The organism is Ruegeria sp. HKCCD3925, assembly GCF_057221175.1.
Genome location: NZ_JBWVBI010000001.1, coordinates 564,029 through 580,892, shown reverse-complemented (window position 1 = coordinate 580,892; position 16,864 = coordinate 564,029). Strand labels below are relative to the sequence as shown.

Genomic DNA, 16,864 nt, shown 5'->3' with positions numbered 1-16,864 from the left:
TTGGGAGAGTTGGCAATGACGGGATACAAGGATTTCTTTGAGAGGATTGCGCGGATTGTGAATGCTCCACGCGAGGGAAGTATCAGCGATCTGGAGCTATCGGATCTCGGCCTGTCCCGCGCTGATTTGGCCATGTTGCGCTCTGGCGCGCCCAATGCGCGAGAGCGTATCCTTTCTATGGCAAGTCAGTTTGGTCTTAGCGAAGATGATCTCAATGCACATCCTGAGCTTAGCCTTGAGCTTGCAGAAAAATGTGGGCATTGCCGTCAGGCGAAAACCTGCCGCGATGCAATTCGATCAGGTAATCGCTTGCCCCAGGAGGAGTGCCCGAACTCAGGTTTTTATAGTGCTCTGTCGGACCTTTAACGCCCGCTTGGACTTTCTTTTGGGCTCAGTTTTCTTCGACCAGTGATCTTGAAACGATCAGCCGTTCCGAAATCCTTCATTCCAACACCTGCCGCAAACTCTGCAAAGACCGGCGCGTGTTTGAACAGATGTCCCGAGCAGCCCCCGGCGAACAGCACGTTTCCATGCTCGGGGTGCCAATCGACAATAAAGTGTGTGTCAGGTGTCAGGATGATCTGGTTGAATTTGGAATCCACAACCCGCTCACCCTCAAGGCCGGGAAGACGATGACGGATGTAGCTGCGAGTGCGTCCCAGCGTTTCCTGTCGGATCAGCCTTTCGTCATTGTCTAGGTCGATCTTGTCCGGAATCACGACCGCAGCTTTCACGCCTGAACCTTCGGATGAGGGTAGCCCGAATGAGCCCTGACCATGATCGATCCAGCAGGGCATCCGGCTCATATCGAACTCCTCGGACCCATCTGGCGTCGAGGTATAGAGGACATTCACACCAACCACCGTCGATATTGGCTTGATCGTCCTGGGGAACATGTCCGCCATCCAGGGGCCGGTTGAGACAATGATAAGATCAGCCTCAAGCGGCTTTCCATCCAGCATTGGGCGCTCTGATCCATCGGTGGTCACGCGACCGCGCTGTACGATCCCGCCCGCTCGACGAAACAGCTCAAGCCCGGTCAGGACGCAGCGATGCGCCATCAGCATTCCGGCTTCGGGTTCGAACAGGGCGTATTCGATGTCAGGAACGCGAAACTGCGGAAATCGCGATTCGATGTCCTGCCGCCCGAACTTGTAGTAGGGCACACCAACGCGGTCGAAGGTTTCGGCTGTGGCATTCTCCCAGTCGCAATGACCGCCTGTTGCAAGAATCAGCGCACCGCATTCATACATCAGGTTCTGGCCGCTCTCGGCTTGCAGTTCCAGCCAGCGCAGGCGGCTTTCGCGGGCCCAACGTGTATAGAACTCATCCCGCCCGGAAATCGCACGGATGACACGGTTGTAATCCGTTGAAGATGCACGGGAATGTCCCGGTTCCCAGCGATCTATCAAAGTCACTGCCTCACCACGTCGTTGCAGTGTAAGCGCCGTCATGACGCCGACGATGCCGCCTCCGACAACGATGACCGAGTTCTTGGACATGATGCAGATTTTCCTTGTTTATCGATTGTCTTTGTGAATACTGTATACAGAATACAACAATTATAAAGCCAAAAAACAGGGAGAGCGCATCAATGAGTTCGGGATTTGATCTGCCCGAAGGCACGCACACCGTCATACTTGGTGTGGGTGACCTCAACGGCATCATGCGCGGCAAGCGCATTCCGGCCAGCCACTGGGACCACGTCTGCAAAAGCGGCAATGCGCTGTCGATTGCATTGATGGCGATCGATATGACGTGCGACGTCTGGGATACGCCTTATGTCAATTTCGACAACGGCTACCCCGATATGCACGTCTTCCCAATGACCCAGCCCGTCGCTGTGCCGTGGGAGCCAGGCGTCGCAGTTTGCTTTGGTCGGGCGGAAGGTATGGATCACAAGCCTGTTCCGATCGATCCGCGTCAGGCGTTGGTGCGTCAAGTTGAACGGGCCCGCGAAATGGGGTTCGAGGTCAATGTCGGTACTGAACTTGAATTCTATCTACTGGATCCGGAGACCGGACAGCCGCGCGATAGCGGGATCCAGGTCTACGGTCTGGGCCGTGCTGCGCGGATGGAGCACATCGTTGGGCCGATCCGCCAACAGATCAACGAGTGCGGTATTCCAATCGAGCAATCGAACCCCGAATACGCTGCGGGTCAGATTGAGGTGAATATCCGTTACGGCGAAGCGCTGGCAGCGGCAGATCGTGTCGTCTTGTTTAAGTCGCTGATCCGCCAGCTGGGAATCGCCCACGGCTATCTGGCAACCTTCATGCCAAAACCGTTCTTCGATCAGTCCGGCAACGGCTTCCACACACACTACTCGCTTTGGAAAGACGGCAAGAATGTCTTTGCCGATAACGGCAAGATAAACGATACTGGCAAATCCTTCATCGCCGGGCTGCAACAACGCATGTGCGAAACTGCAATCTGTGGCAGTGGCACCGTCAATGGTTATCGACGCCGTCAGCCTTATACTTTCTGCCCGATCAACACGAGCTGGGGTTATGACAACCGGACCGTTGGTATTCGGGTCATTGAAGGATCCGACAGCGCGGTGCGCGTAGAAAAACGTGACGCTGGTGCAGATGCCAATCCCTACCTTCTGCTGGCGGCCGAGATTGCAGCGGGGCTGGACGGGATCGAGCAGGGCCTGGCTCCGTCAGAGCCGACAACCGGCAACGGTTACGAAGAAGGGATCGGCGATCCGATCCCGACCGACTTGCCAACGGCGATCGAACTGGCGCGAGGATCCGAATGGCTTCGCGATCTCATGGGCGAAATGCTGTGGGAGTTGGTATTGCAACAGGCCGAGCGCGAGCTTGAATTCTTCAATCAACAGGTCACTCCGGTTGAGTTGGACCGTTACCTGAGGACCTTCTGATGCATTTGGGCAAGGTCGTCGGGACCGTCACAGCCACGGCCAAAGAGGCAAAACTGGTCGGAACGAAACTGCTGGTGACGGATTTGGTCGATAGCAAAGGCAAGGTGATCGAACCGGCGCGGGTCGCCGTCGACACCTGCGGTGCCGGGGTGGGGGATACGGTTCTGCTGGTCAACGGCTCGGCGGCGCGTATGGCCGCCGGTCTGTCCACCGCGCCCGTCGATCTGGCGATCATCGCGATTGTGGATCGCGTGTCCACGACCTGAACCAAGAACACCAAACATCTAAATTTCTTTGGAGGAACGAAAAATGGCGAAACCAGTGGCGGGGCAAATGGCCCTGGGCATGATCGAAACGCGCGGACTGGTCGGCGCGATCGAAGCGGCAGATGCGATGGTCAAGGCGGCCAGCGTTTCGATTGTCGGCCAAACCAAGGCTGGCGGAGGCCTAGTCACCACCCTTGTGCGTGGTGAAGTCGGCGCAGTCAAAGCCGCCGCGGATGCCGGTGCGACAGCGGCAAACAAAGTGGGTGAAGTCGTATCCGTCCACGTGATCGCGCGCCCACATGATGAACTTGAGGCCATAATCGACAGCCTTGGTGCTGGCTCTGCGGCTTAGTCCGTCTGTCTTGAGGAGACGCTATGTCAGCCGGTTTCGAGGAATTCACGCGTGCAGCGACACGTGGCTCAACCCGGGGTGCACCTGAACATCCCAAGCTCGACCGGATATCGGTGTTGGGCGGCGGGGCTGATGCACGCCTGTTGGCAGCTCTTTGCCTTGCCGAAGGGGCTGAGGTCACACTGTTTTCGGCCTATGGGGCCGAACTGTCGCTGTTGGCCCAGTCCTCGGGCATCTCGCTTCGGGGTGAGGGTCCGGTCGGGACCTATCAAGTCGATCGGGATGGGCCGTCGGTGCGCACAACTGCTGAGCTGGATGCAGCGGTGCGCGATGCACAGGTGATATTCCTGACCGGACCGCTTCACAAACAGCGCACGTATGCGATGGTGCTGGCCGATCACCTCAGCGACGGGCAAATCTTGGTCCTTGCGCCAGGACGATCTCTGGGGGCTGTGGAAACAGCCTGGTTGTTGCGTATCGGAGGCTGCGCGGCGGACGTCACGCTGGTCGAGGTTCAGGGTCTGCCATACTGGTTCCGTTCCGAGGGCGCAGCTTTGACGCTTTCGCAGGCGGCACCGATGGCTGCGGCAACCTTGCCGCGCGGTCGGGAAGAGGTTCTGGACACCGTGTCCGCCTATTTGTCCAATGTTCAGGCGGTCGACTCGGTTTTGTCGTGCGGCTTCAACGATCTGTCGGCCGCAGTCGAGATACCTGCACTGATCCTCGGCGGTGCCGCAATGGGGACAGGTGGTCCTGACATTCCAATGGGTGGTGTTCCGCTTGAGGATAACCAGACCTTTGCGTCTCTGATTGGTCCGGACCAGACAGAGGTCATTCAGGGGCTTGCAGACGAACGGCGACGCATTGCTGCTGCGTTTGGAGTTCGCAACCTGCCGGAGACAGGGCAGTGGATATCCACTTTTGTCGGCGCCGAACGTGGCTCGGGCGCGCGTCCGATCCCGGATCAGCAAACGTCGCGCGGTATGATGCGGGATGGCGTGTTGGGCTCGCTTGTACCTTTGGTCTCAGCGGGTGAGCTTGCGGGTATCCCGAGCCCGTTGACGCACAGCCTGATCGCGATGTCCGACCGAATTTTGGGGGCGGATGTGGCTGCCGCTGGACGGCGCCTCGAAGCCATAGGGGTTTCAGCGGGCGACGTTGATCAAGCGCGCCGTATCTTTGACACCATCGTCACCGGAGCTACTTGATGGATGCAGATCTGAAATCAATCGCCGCCGCACGGCGTGCCGCAGATAGCGCTTTCGAGGCTTATCGCGCCTTTTTGGGCACTGACCCGGCGCAGGTAGACGCAATAGTCGACGCCATGGCGCGCGCCATCGAGCCCGAGGCCGAACGGCTGGGGCAAATGGCCGTCGAGGAAACCGGATATGGGAATGTGCCGGACAAGCGCGTCAAGAACCTGTTCAACGCGCTTTCAGTCGCGGATTATCTAAGAGATGTGACAACGCTGGGATTGCTTTGGCGCGATGATGCGACAAAGATCGCAGCCTTCGGTGAACCGATGGGCGTTGTGGCAGCTCTGATCCCGGTGACGAACCCCACTTCAACCATCATCTACAAAGTGCTTTCTGCGGTGAAGGCAGGCAATGCGATCGTGTGTGCGCCGCATCCGCGTGGTGTGAGTTGTGGCATCGAAACGGTGCGAATTATGGCGCGCGTGGCTGAACAAATTGGTGCGCCCAAGGGTCTAATCCAATGTCTGGATTCCGTGACAATTCAGGGCACAGCCGAGTTGATGAAACATCGCCGTACCTCGGTTGTGATGGCAACCGGTGGTCCTGCCATGGTCAAAGCGGCGTATTCCAGCGGCAAACCCACGCTCGCGGTCGGTGCGGGCAACGTGCCGTGTTACGTACACAAGTCGAAAGCACGCGATCTGGCGGAAGTCGCCGAGATGATCGTGACGTCGAAGAGCTTTGACTACGGGACCGCCTGCGTCAGTGAGCAGGCCGTCGTCGCTGATCCCGAGATCGCACGTGATTTGCGCCACGAGCTAAAATTGAAAGGTGCCTATTTCTGCACTCCGGCCGAAGCGGATCGTCTTGCCGGGGTGATCTTCAAAGGCGTGCAGACCATGGACCCTGAGAAGGTGGGGCAAAGCCCGCAGGCGCTGGCGGATGCTGCCGGTTTTTCCATCCCACCACGCACCCGGTGCCTCGTCTCGGAAGAAACTGAAGTAGGTTGGCAGCGCCCGCTGTCTGCAGAAAAGCTGAACCCCGTTCTGGCGTTCTACGCGGCGAAATCCACAGACCATGGGATCGAGTTGGCGCAATCCATCGCCAAGTTCGAAGGGTGGGGTCATTCCTCGGTCATCCATTCGGACGACCCTGAGATCGTGGCCCGTTTTGCCACCGTGCCGACGGGTCGGGTACTGGTGAATACACCGGGCATCATGGGCGGTATGGGATATTCGACTGATCTGGAACCATCCTTCATGTTGGGCACCGGCACGTGGTCAGGTTCGATCACTTCGGACAATGTGACAGCCCTGCATCTCATCAACATCAAACGGGTAGCCTATGAAAGCAGACCCTGGCGCGACATTTACGAGGAGTATGGCGCATGAGCGAGATTACCATCCGGGCGCTGATGCAGATCGACAACCTGCAACCAAAATTCGCCGCGTACAATGGCGCGACGGTGCAAGGGTCGGTGCCCTTGTCCGGGGATACGGTTTTGATCGGAGAGTTTGCGCCGGGTAACGGAGTATTCTCGCTGATCGACCGGGCGCTCAAGGCATCTTCGGTTGAGGCGACAACACAGATGGTCGAGCGCGAGTTCGGGTTCTTTATCCTGCGGTCTCCGTCGAATGCGGAGGTGTCCGCCGCGCGCGATGCGATGCTGGCCGAGCTCGGCGCAACAATGTCTGACCGGTTGAAGCCGGCGATCAGTTCCACGCAGATTATCACCAGCGTCGAACCCTATCAGGCACAGTTGTTGAACAAATGGCGCAAAGGGGCTCTGATCGTTCCAGGGCAGACGTTGGGCATCGTCGAGTGTGCCCCGGCTGCTTATATCTCGATTGCCGCGAATGAAGCGGAGAAGGCGGCAGAGATCGATATTGTCGAAGTGCGCGCCGTGGGGCGGTTTGGCCGCCTGTTCATCTCGGGGTTTGAAAACTCGGTCAAGACCGCCGTCGAGGCCGCAACCCGCGCCATAGAGGCGGTGGACGGGCGAGCCAACTGATGGCAGCGCCGCGCGTTATAGGTTCAGAGGCGGTTGAAGATGCCCGCCGTCGCGGTCGGATCGTGTTTGAAGTCCTGCCCGACGATATCGTGACGGCCTTGGCACGCGAAACTGCCGAGCGTGTTGGCATAAAGCTTGTCGACGGACCGCTGGAAAAGCCACAACCAACGCGTACAGACGCTACTATTTCAATGCAGCGTGTGTTGTATCGCCGCTCGCCCAAATGGGTTGCTCCGGTGCGTTCGAAACGCAAGGCCCGAAGGCTTGGCAAACTTGCCATGATCGGGGCAGGGGGCGTCGGGGGCAATGTGGCGCATCTGGCGGCGATGCAGGATATCGCGGATGAGATCGCGCTGATCGATATTGCGCCCGGAATGGCCGCTGCTACGGCGTTGGATCTGAGCCACACGTCAGGCATTACCGGCGCTCGGTCACGATGTGTTGGCGGCGAGTCGCTGGACCTTGTGGCAGGTGCTGAGGTGGTCGTGGTGACCGCAGGCCGTGCCCGGCGTCCAGGTATGAGCCGCGCGGATCTGATCGATGTGAATGCGCGCGTGATCCGCCAGGCCGCTGAGGCCATACGCTCCGCTGCGCCTGATGCCATCGTCATCGTGGTGACCAATCCGCTTGACGAAATGACCGTAGAAATGCTGCGCGCAACCGGGTTCCCTCGTGAACGGGTGCTGGGAATGGCCGGTACTCTGGACAGCAGCCGGTTTCGCAACGCCCTTGCTATGGCTGCGGGAGTAGCGCCCGCTGATGTCGAAGCCTTCACGCTCGGAAGCCACGGGGACGAGATGGCGCCAATCCCAAGCCGGGCCAAAATTAAGGGCAGGGCATTAGACGTGTTTTTATCGCCTGATCAGATTGAGGCTTGCGTTCAGGACGCCGTGACCGGCGGTGGGCAGGTAGTTGCCCTGAAGAAATCCGGTTCCGCAACCATAGCACCGGCGCACGCGTCGATCGAGTTGATCGACCATATCCGGGGCGCACGCACCGGCCCGGTTCCGGTCTCGGTCATGTTGCAGGGGGAATATGGCATCGATGGGGTTGTGCTTGGTGTTCCTGCCCATCTGGGGTCTTCCGGGTTGGTCGAAGTCGAGGAGTTGAGGCTGACCGATCAGGAACAAGCAGCCTTGCAGAAAGCGGCGGATGCCATCCGATCGAGGTTGGGCCTGTGACCCTCCGCATCTGGAAGTCAGGCGGGCGGTTCGAAGAAGTTGCGTCTTATTCCCGCGCAAAGCGCGTCGGTCCCTTCGTTTGGGTCGCAGGGACCACAGCGATCGAACCCAGCGGGCGTATTCATGCGCCAGGAGATGTGGGAGCCCAGACAAAATACATTCTGTCCCGTATAGAAGAGGCGCTTAAGGCCGTCGGTGCCGAGATGCGCCATGTAGGCCGGGTCCGCGCATATCTGACCGATCTGTCGCGCGCGGGTGAATTCGCGAGCGTTCACGGAGAGGTATTCAAACATATCGATCCTGTTCTGACAGCCGTTCAAGCCGGGCTGACGCAACCCGGTTTGACGGTGGAAATCGATGTGGATGCGGTAATTCACGACGAAAACGGCGAAATCAGCGGAATCTGAACATGAGTCACCAAGAAAGGATTTGATCGAACTATCGTCTTGTGTACTGTATACAGAATACAAGAAGGGCACAATAAGACACAGGGAGCTAATGTGATGATCAAGACAGCGCTACTCAGCGGAACATGTATCGCGCTTGTGGCCTCGGCGGCCGCAGCTGAAATCAAGGTGGGCTTTATTGGATCTCTTTCCTCAGACACCGGTCTGTCGACGCTGCGTGGTGCAGAGATCGCGATTGAAGAGCTTAATGCGAATGGCGGCGTTATGGGGGAACAGATCACTCTGGTGTCTGCCGATACCGGTCAGGACCCGACTGAAGGTGTGCGGGCCTATGAATATCTGGCGGAAACCGAGGAAGTAGATTTCATCATCTCAGGCTCTATCGATGATGTTTCGTTGGGCTGGCTGCCGCGAATGCAGGAATACCGGATTCCGACGCTGGACACATGGACGTCATATATCGGCATCATCGACATGGTGGTCGAAGATCCCGAAAGCATGGCACCATATTTCATGAACATCGCCTCAGACGAGGCGCTTGCCACGCTTTATATCAATTTCGGTGCGGATGTTCTGAAGGAAAAGATGGGTTGGGACTCCGTTGTCATTCTGGCTGAGGATACAGCGTTTGGCGAGGCAATCACAGGATTGGTGACCGAGGCGCTTGCGCCGGTTGCGGGGATCGAGGTCAAGGACATCATCACCTATGATGTTGCCACCGTTGATTTTGCGCCGATCTTCAGCCGTGCGCAGGACACTGGGGCGGATTTCATCTACCAGGTCTCATCCGTAAATTCTCAGGTGGTCTCGTCGCAATATGTGAAACTGCAGGTGCCCATGGCGATGACAGGGGTGAACGTAGCTGCATTGGGTATGGAATATTGGGAAGACACTGGCGGAGCCGGGGGCGGCATCTCGACCCTGTCACCGATCCCGTCTGTAGGGTTCAAACTTGACCCGGCAAGCCAGACCTTTGTCGACACCTATCAGGCCAAGTATGACAGCCGCCCACTGCTGCCGCATTTCAATGGTTTCAACGCCTACCACGGTCTGAAACAGGCTATGGCTGCCGCGGAAGAGGCGGGTGGCTTCGACAATGTCGAAGGCTGGGCCGACGCAATGAAGAAGCAGGATCTGGTTCTTGAGATGGATGGTCAGCTTTGGCTGCGCTACGCCTTCTGGGGCGATGATGAGGTCGAGCCTGTGACAGGCCGCACCTATCCTCACAACATTCGCTTTGATCTGTCCGAGCCGTTTGATGATGCGGCCCCGTCAATGGTCGTTGTTCAGTGGTATGAAGACGGCACTGCCGCAGTTGTGTACCCCGAGAAATACGCGACGGGCGAATTCACGCTTCCCAGCTGGGTCAAGCCGTAACCCGGTCGCGTCGTTAGCTTGAAACGGGTGCGCGGCAGCGCGCACCCGCAGCCAAGGATCCATTTATGTTGCAGATACTGATTCAGGGGCTTTTGCTCAGCGGTCTCTACGCGCTTATAGCAATGGGGTTTACGCTGATCTTCAGCATAGGCCGCGTTCTGAATCTCGCCTATGGCGCCTATCTGATGGTCGGCGGCTACATTTACTTCTGGATATCGCAGTCACTTGGTATGCCAAAACTCATGGGCGTTGCCGTTGCCGCTGTGCTGGGTGTTTTGATGGGAGTTCTGAAGTACCGCCTGATCGTCAAAACGCTCAAAGGGGATCACGTGGCTGTCGAGATTTCGACGTTGATCCTTGCTGTCGTCATTCAGGCCGGGATCGTTTTGGTCTTTGGCGACAGCAGCAAAATCCTTTTGCCGATTGTCCCCGGTGTGATCAATGTGGCCGGGGCCTCGGTCACGTATAACATCCTGATTGCAACCCTTATTAGCTGGGCAATTCTGCTAGGGCTCTATGCCTTTGTGCGGCTCACACATACCGGACGGGCGATGCAGGCGGTGTCGATGGATGCTAAAGGCGCTGCAATTTCCGGGATCGATCCGGATCGCATCAATCTGATCACCTGGGGTATCTCTGGCGCATTGGGCGCAATCGGAGGCGTCTTCTTTGCCAGCTACACTCAGCTATCGCCATCCATGTGGGTGGCTCCGCTAATCATTTCGGTGGCTGTGGTTATCGTTGGCGGGATCGGATCGATCCTGGGCACTTTGGTGGTGGCGCATATTGTGGGCTTCCTCGAAGTCATCGTTGTGGCGACGCTTGCACCTGAGTTGCGCGGTGTTTTCACGATGCTGTTGATCATCGGGGTGCTGGTCACGCGACCGCAGGGCCTGTTCGGCCGAGAGGAGCTGTGACGATGGGGCTACGCTGGTTTCACTTTGCACTCTGGGGTGGCTTGATCGTCGGAATGTTCCTGCTTCCGCAATTCGTCTCGAACGGGACGATGCGCACGATGATCTTTGCCAACTACCTGGCGATCTTCGCTATCAGCTGGGACGTGTTGTCTGGCCGAACAGGCTATGTGAGCTTTGGTCATCCATTCCTGATCGGTATCGGGGCCTACACCACGGCAATCCTGACCAAGCGCTTTGACGTCGCTGTCGAAATCTCGATCCCGATCGCCGTACTTGTTACCATGATCGCGGGCCTATTGGTGCTGCTACCAGCGCTGCGTATCCGTGGAAGTTATTTTGCGCTCGTCACGCTGGCGTTCATGGAGTTGCTCTACCAACTGGTTCAGGTCATTCGCCCGGATCTGACCGGCGGAACACGCGGCATGTCGGGTATTCAAACTCTGACGCGCGGCGCGGCGAACGGGTATTATCTGTCCACGACGCTGATGTTGGCGATCGCCGTTAGCATGTGGCTTTTGATGAAGACGCGACTAGGTACGGCCTTGTCTGCCATCGGAATGAACGAGGAAAGTGTGCGCGGTTCGGGCCTCAGCACCACGCGCCTCAAAGCTTTTGCCTTTCTGACAAGTGCGATGATCGCGGGCTTGGGTGGTGCCTTCTACGTTCACTATCTGGGATCGCTCGCGCCGCGTGCGTTGTTTGATATTAACTTCCTGTTCACAATCATCGTTGCGGCACTTCTGGGGGGAACCTCGACCATCATTGGCCCCATGATCGGCGCGTTCTTCATGACATTCCTGTTGGAGTATCTGCGACCGGTCCTTCCTGGCGCCGAACGGTATTTCGTCTACGGAGCCATAGCGCTGCTCCTCTATATGTATCAGCCGAAAGGCATTGTTGAGCTGGTTCGGCGTGGTTTCAAAGGCCTGGGCAAGGGGCGGACGACATGAGCGTGGCGTTACAGGTTTCAGGTCTGGTAAAACGTTTCGGCGGATTAGTCGCGACGAATGATCTTTCGTTCTCTCTCAAAGAGGGCGAGTCGCTTGGCTTGATCGGTCCCAACGGGGCAGGCAAGACGACCGTGTTCAGCCAGATCATGGGTGAGTTGCGGCAAAACGGCGGAACGATCGAACTGTTCGGGCAGGAGATTTCGACACTGTCGACGCCACAACGCATTCGGGCCGGGGTCAGCCGAACCTATCAGATCCCACGCCCGTTTGGTGATATGAGCGTTGCCGAAAATATCCGGGTTGGCCTAATGCCCGACAATATCTGGCAGATGATCGTCTCACCCCCAGATAAAGAACGTGAGCGAGAGCTTGCGCTCAGCGTCGGGTTTACAGAAGCGGATTTGAAACGCGCGCCAACAGAACTGGCCATGGGTGATCTGCGTAAACTTGAGATGGCGCGCACAATGGCAACCGCGCCCAAGGTGATGCTGCTGGATGAAGTGTTTGCGGGTCTCACCACAGGAGAGATCGCCCAAATCTCTGATCTCATTCAGTCGATGCGCAAAGATGGGATGACTTTTCTGATCGTCAGCCATGATTTGCCTGCGCTTGAGCCATTGGTCGACCGCGCGATCGCCATTGAACGGGGCACGATGATTGCCGAGGGCTCGTTCAGCGAAGTCATGAACGACAAGGCTGTTCAGGCCTCGTATCTGGGGGGCGCGTAATGTCGTATCTGGAAATCGAAAACCTGTCGGCATTCTATGGCAAGGCGCAAGCGCTGACCGACATCTCGATCACCGTCCAACCCGGTGAGATTGTCGCTGTGGTGGGTCCAAATGGGGCTGGAAAATCGACCTTGCTGGACAGCATCATGGGGCTAGTCAAAATCGAGGGCGATATCCGGCTCAGGGGGCACAGCCTTGCCGGTCGGACGCCTTCCGAAATTGTACGACATGGCGTGGGTTATGCGCCCGAACGCTTCAACCTGTTTCCCTATATGTCAGTGCGTGACAACCTAATGGTCGGTGCCTTCACGGCCCGCGAAGACATCCAGAGCAATCTGGCAATGGTACACAGCCTGTTCCCGCGTCTCGAAGAGAGGGAAGGGCAGGAGACCTCGACCCAGTCGGGCGGGGAACGTCAGATGGTCTCGTTCGGACGCGCGCTGATGACCAGCCCCGAGCTGTTGCTCGTCGACGAACCGACGATTGGTCTGGCCCCGAAAATCTGTCACGAAATCGCCGAGGTGGTGCGCAAGCTCAACAAGGAATACGGGCTGACGGTTGTGATCACCGAGCAAAACGCCAACTTCGCGCTTTCGCTGGCGAGCCGGATTTACGTGCTCGAGTCAGGACGCATGCAGACATCAGGCACCGCAGACGAGTTGCGGAATGATAAGCGATTGCTTGAGGCCTACTTTGGCGGTCACTAGAAGCCGCTCAAAAGCGGTAAGTCGCGCCAATCAGTGGACCGGATTGGTCGAACTTGAAATCGTTTCCGTCGATGTCGTGGTCGAATGAGATATAGCGGTATCCACCGCGGATCAGCCAACGATCATTAATCGCATAGTCGGCTGTCAGCAGAACCTGCCATGTCTCGCTGCCGCTGCGGAAGCCGCCATAGTCTACAAACCCAGTTCCTGACCATTTGTCCGAGAACTTGACGCGTGCGCGGGCCCCGATCACGGGATCGGTCCAGCTTGAATCAACCGTTGTTCGACGGCCGAGGGCCGCGCCTGGTTGCAATTCAAAGTCGGTTTCCGTGCTGAACCACCTGAATCCACCGACAATATCCACATTCGCGGTTTGATCCTCGTAGACCCTATAGCCGACATAGCCGCTGAGAAATTGCGTGGTGAAGGATGTGTCCAAGCCTGAGCTGGCAGGGCCGGGAGTGTCGCTGCTGAAAGACAGATTGGTATAGTTATAGTCGGCCAACAGGGACCACCGGCCATTTGTGGCGGCAAACGCGGCCATGAAGGCAAAATCGAGATTGTCCAACGCATCGGAAAAACTCAGGGTGCCATCCAGTGTACCCATCGGTGTGCTGAGTGAGGTCTCAGTTTCCGGCATGAAAAGATAGATTGAGGCCTCATATGACCAGTCCGACTGTTGGGCCAAGGCCATTGGTGCCATCGAACCTGCCATTGTGAGGCCAAGCGCCAATCCTGTCCACTTTACTGTCACATCCATTTTTCCGTCTCCCGCCAAGAACCTTGAATTGAAATTCCGTTGTCGCCTCATGCCAATCTAGCCAAGCGCAATGTTCATTCTTTCATGCTGCCACGTCTTCGGATTTGCCTGCGCCGTCACCGACACGATTGATATCGGTGCTGGGAAAAAACTCGGACCAGACATGCCAGAACACGCCTGCGCGCAGGGTTTCGACCCGTTGCAGTTGGCCCTGATCAGACATTCCCCAAAAGTCACATTGGGTCACGGGTTGACCGCTGTCATTGTACCAAACGCCCAAGCTTTCAAATTTCGGATCGAGGCTGACGACGATATCCCGCCCGCCGACACGCGCGTTGACGATCCAATCGTTGTCGACAACGAAATCGTCGGTCCAGCAGGTGGCATCCTGTCCGATTGTGATCCCCCAGACATAGGTTTTATTCGGCAGCCGATTGTCCGAACGGTCCATGTTGTCCATCACCGGAGCCTCTTCCTGATGCTGGCGGCCAATGCCCCAGCCGAACGTGATCTCGGTCATCATGTCCAGCAGCCGCAGCAAGGGGTTTGGGGAGGGTTTGTTCAAAAACACCTCTCCATCCGGGAAAGCCTTTTGAAATCCACGGAAAGTCATCCGATAGGTTGGCCAGGGTGTCATCTGCGCTTCGGGCCGCAGAGGGCACGCGAGACCGTCTGAATTTGTGTCACGATCCGCTTCGCGAAAACCGTATATGTGCTGGATGGGCTCGCCAGTATTGTTGTCCCGCAGGATCAGGTTGTTGCCATGCTGGGCGAGAACCTCAAGGTTCAGCCGTTTGCCTTCGATGCTTGGCGCATAGCCCTGACCGAGATTGGCCATGGCGCAATAGGTCATCACGACGTCTTCTCCGCCCAGCCCTTTGTCGTCGCCCGCCAAATGTGGGCGCATGATTTGTGCATCAGGATGGGCTCGGGCATGGCCGTCATTCTCAATCACCATCACGGGGGCAGTCGGCCCGACATATTTGCGGGCCTCGTCGATGGGAAAATACTGCGCGTCATTTAGCTGATTTCTCAGACCTAGATGAACCCAGACATAGGGAAAGCCATAGAGAAGTAGAACAAGTAAAGCGGCAATGAGCCAAAGCCAGAACGGCCCGGCTCCCAGGGCGAAATGCGCGAGCGTTGCGAGAGCAAATGCGCCCAACCCGATGGCAATCAAGCGGTATTCATTGCGGATGAAACGCACCATATTCTCGCGCTTTACCTTCAACAGCATCTGGGACACGTCGCCCAAATCACGGAAATAGACGAACCCGATCCCAAGTGATCCGATTAAACCCAGTGCGAATAGGAGTAATCCAAGCATGTGATGATCCTAGAAACTTGAGTGAATGACGACGGCGACACCGTGCTATTGCTGCGGGGATTGGCTTTTGATCAGGAAAGCCTCGACCGCTTGTTGGGTTTCGGGGCGCAGGTTCTCGATCCCTTCATAGGGCACGCCATACGCGGGTGGCGTGTCGGGGAATTTCTCTTTGCGGGCCATGTGTCGGCCAAGGATGCGTGCGAATTCCTGCCCGCCCCAGGCGCCAACCTCGGTCGAGACTGAATATTCCTCGCGCGTGTCCCGGTAGAGATCAAAGAACTTTGCAAGAATGGCGCTTTCCCCGGCTCCCGGCAGCTTCAGCTTAAGCTGGTCCTTCACGATCGCCTCGGGTTTGTTCACCGAATAGATGATCACGTGATCTCTGCGCGCTTTGGCTTCGTCCGCAAACAATAGCGCTGCGGATTGATCGACGCCATCCACCAGACGATCTCGCGGGATGTATTGCTCGGCCCCCGCAAAACGTGAAAGCGTTGTATAAAGGTCCGACACGTGAATGATGCTGTTCAGCAAACCATCTGCCTGAATCATCCCCGGCCAGCGAATAAAGGCATCGACCCGAACACCGCCCTCGGTCGTATCCCCTTTGCCACCAGCATAAATCATCGGAGTATAGCCCGATTGCGGGGCGTATTTGGTAAAGTGGCCGTTGTCCCCCATAACGATGACGATGGTATTCTCGCTGACCCCCAACTCTGCCATGCTGGCGAACAAATCACCCAGCCATTGATCCAAAAGTTGCATCTTGTCGACATAGAGACCGCCATTCGCGCTTTCGGGACCAGAACGTCCGGCGCGGGTATTATCCAGAGGGATCATCGGCCAATATTGCAGGAAGAAGGGGGTATCGTCGCTGGCAAGACGTTCAAGCTCAGACAAGGTTTTGTCCTGAAAGGCTTGGTTCATCTCATCGTATTTGGCCGCATTCCAGCGCTCCCCTGACTCCATCCGAATTTCGCGAATTGGACCGCCTGTTTCGCCTTCGATGACGGTCATCATCGCTGAGGCGTCCGGCCTGAACCAACCGTCCAGCGTGTATTTGTCATCATAATCTCTGATCGCGACCGAGACCTGCTCTTTGATTGCATCATCATTGAAAATCGTCAGCTGACCCTGCTGGTGAATTGCGTGTTGCGCATAGTCAAAGCCTTGGTTCATCGCCCAACTTTCCGCGATATCCCCCATGTGCCACTTGCCAACATGGCTGGTTGCGTAGCCAACCTGTTTCAGCACTTCGGCCAATGTCACTTCTGCCCCCGGCAGGCCAAAGCCGGCAATATCAACGGTGGTATCACCCATTCCCATGCGTACAGGCAGCCGCCCTGTCATTTGGGCGACGCGAGTAGGGGTGCAAGAGGGTTCGGTATACATCCGAACCATGCGCATTGCGTCGTCGGAGAAATCGTTGATATTCGGCGTCGAATAACCCCGAACGGCGTTCAACTCGGGTATCCCCATGTCGCCGAATCCCAGATCATCGATCAGAACGCTGATGATGTTCGGTGGCTTACCGTTGTTGCCTTCGCGAAATGCAGCCAGGGCTTCATCCACAGCCATATCATCCTGGGCCCATTGCTCTGCGCGCTGTGCTTGCAAGATATAGAATTCGGCATCGTGTTGGATTGGGTTTTCTTGCGCGAACGTGCTGCGCGCGGCAAGGCCGACGAATAAAACCAATACCCCTGAAATCTTCATTCGATATCCCCCGATCGTGTACTGGGCGGAACGCAAACACTCCTGCCGCTGATTTCACATTAAAACATTATCATATTTAAACAGG

The 16,864-nt window shown here is 57.0% G+C and carries 18 protein-coding genes; 14 read left to right on the top strand and 4 right to left on the bottom strand.

Annotated features, from left to right (window positions below):
• The first annotated feature begins 15 nt into the window (after positions 1-15).
• The gene (locus AC2TEM_RS02945; RefSeq protein ID WP_170421281.1) at positions 16-366 is read left to right on the top strand and encodes a hypothetical protein; all 351 of its coding nucleotides are present in this window, start codon (positions 16-18) and stop codon (positions 364-366) included.
• Here the strand turns inward: AC2TEM_RS02945 and AC2TEM_RS02940 are convergent.
• Positions 363-1,502, bottom strand: coding sequence for an FAD-dependent oxidoreductase (locus AC2TEM_RS02940; RefSeq protein ID WP_170421283.1), 1,140 nt, complete (start codon positions 1,500-1,502; stop codon positions 363-365). The two genes, AC2TEM_RS02945 and AC2TEM_RS02940, sit on opposite strands and share 4 nt — an antisense overlap.
• A 92-nt stretch (positions 1,503-1,594) precedes the next feature.
• On the opposite strand from AC2TEM_RS02940, the gene AC2TEM_RS02935 reads away from it, so the two are divergent.
• The 13 genes from AC2TEM_RS02935 (at position 1,595) to AC2TEM_RS02875 (ending at position 12,979) form a co-directional block, all read left to right on the top strand.
• Positions 1,595-2,887: a glutamine synthetase family protein gene (locus AC2TEM_RS02935; protein ID WP_170405351.1), complete on the top strand. Its 1,293-nt coding sequence runs from the start codon at positions 1,595-1,597 to the stop codon at positions 2,885-2,887.
• Positions 2,887-3,153 carry a EutN/CcmL family microcompartment protein gene (locus tag AC2TEM_RS02930; RefSeq protein WP_170421285.1) on the top strand — a complete coding sequence of 89 codons (267 nt, stop codon included), beginning with the start codon at positions 2,887-2,889 and terminating at the stop codon, positions 3,151-3,153. Before AC2TEM_RS02935 ends, AC2TEM_RS02930 begins: the two co-directional genes overlap by 1 nt.
• 43 nt (positions 3,154-3,196) lie before the next feature.
• Positions 3,197-3,505, top strand: coding sequence for a BMC domain-containing protein (locus tag AC2TEM_RS02925; RefSeq protein WP_170393275.1), 309 nt, complete (start codon positions 3,197-3,199; stop codon positions 3,503-3,505).
• Positions 3,506-3,528: 23 nt separating this feature from the next.
• Positions 3,529-4,713: a hypothetical protein gene (locus tag AC2TEM_RS02920; protein ID WP_170393274.1), complete on the top strand. Its 1,185-nt coding sequence runs from the start codon at positions 3,529-3,531 to the stop codon at positions 4,711-4,713.
• A complete protein-coding gene (locus AC2TEM_RS02915) occupies positions 4,713-6,092 on the top strand; it encodes an aldehyde dehydrogenase family protein (protein WP_170393273.1) in 1,380 nt (459 codons plus the stop codon). The genes AC2TEM_RS02920 and AC2TEM_RS02915 overlap by 1 nt, the downstream gene beginning before the upstream one ends.
• Complete coding sequence (locus tag AC2TEM_RS02910; protein WP_170421289.1) at positions 6,089-6,712, top strand: BMC domain-containing protein; 624 nt, start codon at positions 6,089-6,091, stop codon at positions 6,710-6,712. Before AC2TEM_RS02915 ends, AC2TEM_RS02910 begins: the two co-directional genes overlap by 4 nt.
• Positions 6,712-7,893, top strand: a complete 1,182-nt coding sequence (locus AC2TEM_RS02905; protein ID WP_170421291.1) for a malate dehydrogenase — start codon at positions 6,712-6,714, stop codon at positions 7,891-7,893. Before AC2TEM_RS02910 ends, AC2TEM_RS02905 begins: the two co-directional genes overlap by 1 nt.
• A complete protein-coding gene (locus AC2TEM_RS02900; protein WP_480584880.1) occupies positions 7,890-8,300 on the top strand; it encodes a Rid family hydrolase in 411 nt (136 codons plus the stop codon). The genes AC2TEM_RS02905 and AC2TEM_RS02900 overlap by 4 nt, the downstream gene beginning before the upstream one ends.
• Positions 8,301-8,396: 96 nt before the next feature.
• A complete protein-coding gene (locus tag AC2TEM_RS02895) occupies positions 8,397-9,677 on the top strand; it encodes an ABC transporter substrate-binding protein (RefSeq protein WP_170393270.1) in 1,281 nt (426 codons plus the stop codon).
• 65 nt (positions 9,678-9,742) lie between these two features.
• Entirely contained in the window at positions 9,743-10,594 is an 852-nt protein-coding gene (locus AC2TEM_RS02890) for a branched-chain amino acid ABC transporter permease (RefSeq protein ID WP_170393269.1), read from the top strand.
• Between the two features lie 2 nt (positions 10,595-10,596).
• Entirely contained in the window at positions 10,597-11,544 is a 948-nt protein-coding gene (locus tag AC2TEM_RS02885) for a branched-chain amino acid ABC transporter permease (protein WP_170393268.1), read from the top strand.
• Entirely contained in the window at positions 11,541-12,272 is a 732-nt protein-coding gene (locus AC2TEM_RS02880; RefSeq protein ID WP_170393267.1) for an ABC transporter ATP-binding protein, read from the top strand. Before AC2TEM_RS02885 ends, AC2TEM_RS02880 begins: the two co-directional genes overlap by 4 nt.
• A complete protein-coding gene (locus tag AC2TEM_RS02875) occupies positions 12,272-12,979 on the top strand; it encodes an ABC transporter ATP-binding protein (protein WP_170393266.1) in 708 nt (235 codons plus the stop codon). The genes AC2TEM_RS02880 and AC2TEM_RS02875 overlap by 1 nt, the downstream gene beginning before the upstream one ends.
• 7 nt (positions 12,980-12,986) lie before the next feature.
• On the opposite strand, the gene AC2TEM_RS02870 is transcribed toward AC2TEM_RS02875, so the two are convergent.
• The 3 genes from AC2TEM_RS02870 to AC2TEM_RS02860 all read right to left on the bottom strand — a co-directional run bounded on the left by AC2TEM_RS02870 (position 12,987) and on the right by AC2TEM_RS02860 (position 16,779).
• Positions 12,987-13,739, bottom strand: a complete 753-nt coding sequence (locus tag AC2TEM_RS02870) for an outer membrane protein (protein WP_480790395.1) — start codon at positions 13,737-13,739, stop codon at positions 12,987-12,989.
• A gap of 82 nt (positions 13,740-13,821) precedes the next feature.
• Complete coding sequence (locus AC2TEM_RS02865; protein ID WP_170421293.1) at positions 13,822-15,066, bottom strand: DUF3179 domain-containing (seleno)protein; 1,245 nt, start codon at positions 15,064-15,066, stop codon at positions 13,822-13,824.
• 45 nt (positions 15,067-15,111) lie between these two features.
• A complete protein-coding gene (locus AC2TEM_RS02860; protein ID WP_170421294.1) occupies positions 15,112-16,779 on the bottom strand; it encodes a sulfatase-like hydrolase/transferase in 1,668 nt (555 codons plus the stop codon).
• Positions 16,780-16,864: the final 85 nt, after the last annotated feature.

Coding starts and splice junctions, on each gene's coding strand:
- AC2TEM_RS02945 (WP_170421281.1), top strand. CDS start 16: ATGACGGGATACAAGGATTTCTTTGAGAGGATTGCGCGGATTGTGAAT.
- AC2TEM_RS02940 (WP_170421283.1), bottom strand. CDS start 1,502: ATGTCCAAGAACTCGGTCATCGTTGTCGGAGGCGGCATCGTCGGCGTC.
- AC2TEM_RS02935 (WP_170405351.1), top strand. CDS start 1,595: ATGAGTTCGGGATTTGATCTGCCCGAAGGCACGCACACCGTCATACTT.
- AC2TEM_RS02930 (WP_170421285.1), top strand. CDS start 2,887: ATGCATTTGGGCAAGGTCGTCGGGACCGTCACAGCCACGGCCAAAGAG.
- AC2TEM_RS02925 (WP_170393275.1), top strand. CDS start 3,197: ATGGCGAAACCAGTGGCGGGGCAAATGGCCCTGGGCATGATCGAAACG.
- AC2TEM_RS02920 (WP_170393274.1), top strand. CDS start 3,529: ATGTCAGCCGGTTTCGAGGAATTCACGCGTGCAGCGACACGTGGCTCA.
- AC2TEM_RS02915 (WP_170393273.1), top strand. CDS start 4,713: ATGGATGCAGATCTGAAATCAATCGCCGCCGCACGGCGTGCCGCAGAT.
- AC2TEM_RS02910 (WP_170421289.1), top strand. CDS start 6,089: ATGAGCGAGATTACCATCCGGGCGCTGATGCAGATCGACAACCTGCAA.
- AC2TEM_RS02905 (WP_170421291.1), top strand. CDS start 6,712: ATGGCAGCGCCGCGCGTTATAGGTTCAGAGGCGGTTGAAGATGCCCGC.
- AC2TEM_RS02895 (WP_170393270.1), top strand. CDS start 8,397: ATGATCAAGACAGCGCTACTCAGCGGAACATGTATCGCGCTTGTGGCC.
- AC2TEM_RS02890 (WP_170393269.1), top strand. CDS start 9,743: ATGTTGCAGATACTGATTCAGGGGCTTTTGCTCAGCGGTCTCTACGCG.
- AC2TEM_RS02885 (WP_170393268.1), top strand. CDS start 10,597: ATGGGGCTACGCTGGTTTCACTTTGCACTCTGGGGTGGCTTGATCGTC.
- AC2TEM_RS02880 (WP_170393267.1), top strand. CDS start 11,541: ATGAGCGTGGCGTTACAGGTTTCAGGTCTGGTAAAACGTTTCGGCGGA.
- AC2TEM_RS02875 (WP_170393266.1), top strand. CDS start 12,272: ATGTCGTATCTGGAAATCGAAAACCTGTCGGCATTCTATGGCAAGGCG.
- AC2TEM_RS02870 (WP_480790395.1), bottom strand. CDS start 13,739: ATGGATGTGACAGTAAAGTGGACAGGATTGGCGCTTGGCCTCACAATG.
- AC2TEM_RS02865 (WP_170421293.1), bottom strand. CDS start 15,066: ATGCTTGGATTACTCCTATTCGCACTGGGTTTAATCGGATCACTTGGG.
- AC2TEM_RS02860 (WP_170421294.1), bottom strand. CDS start 16,779: ATGAAGATTTCAGGGGTATTGGTTTTATTCGTCGGCCTTGCCGCGCGC.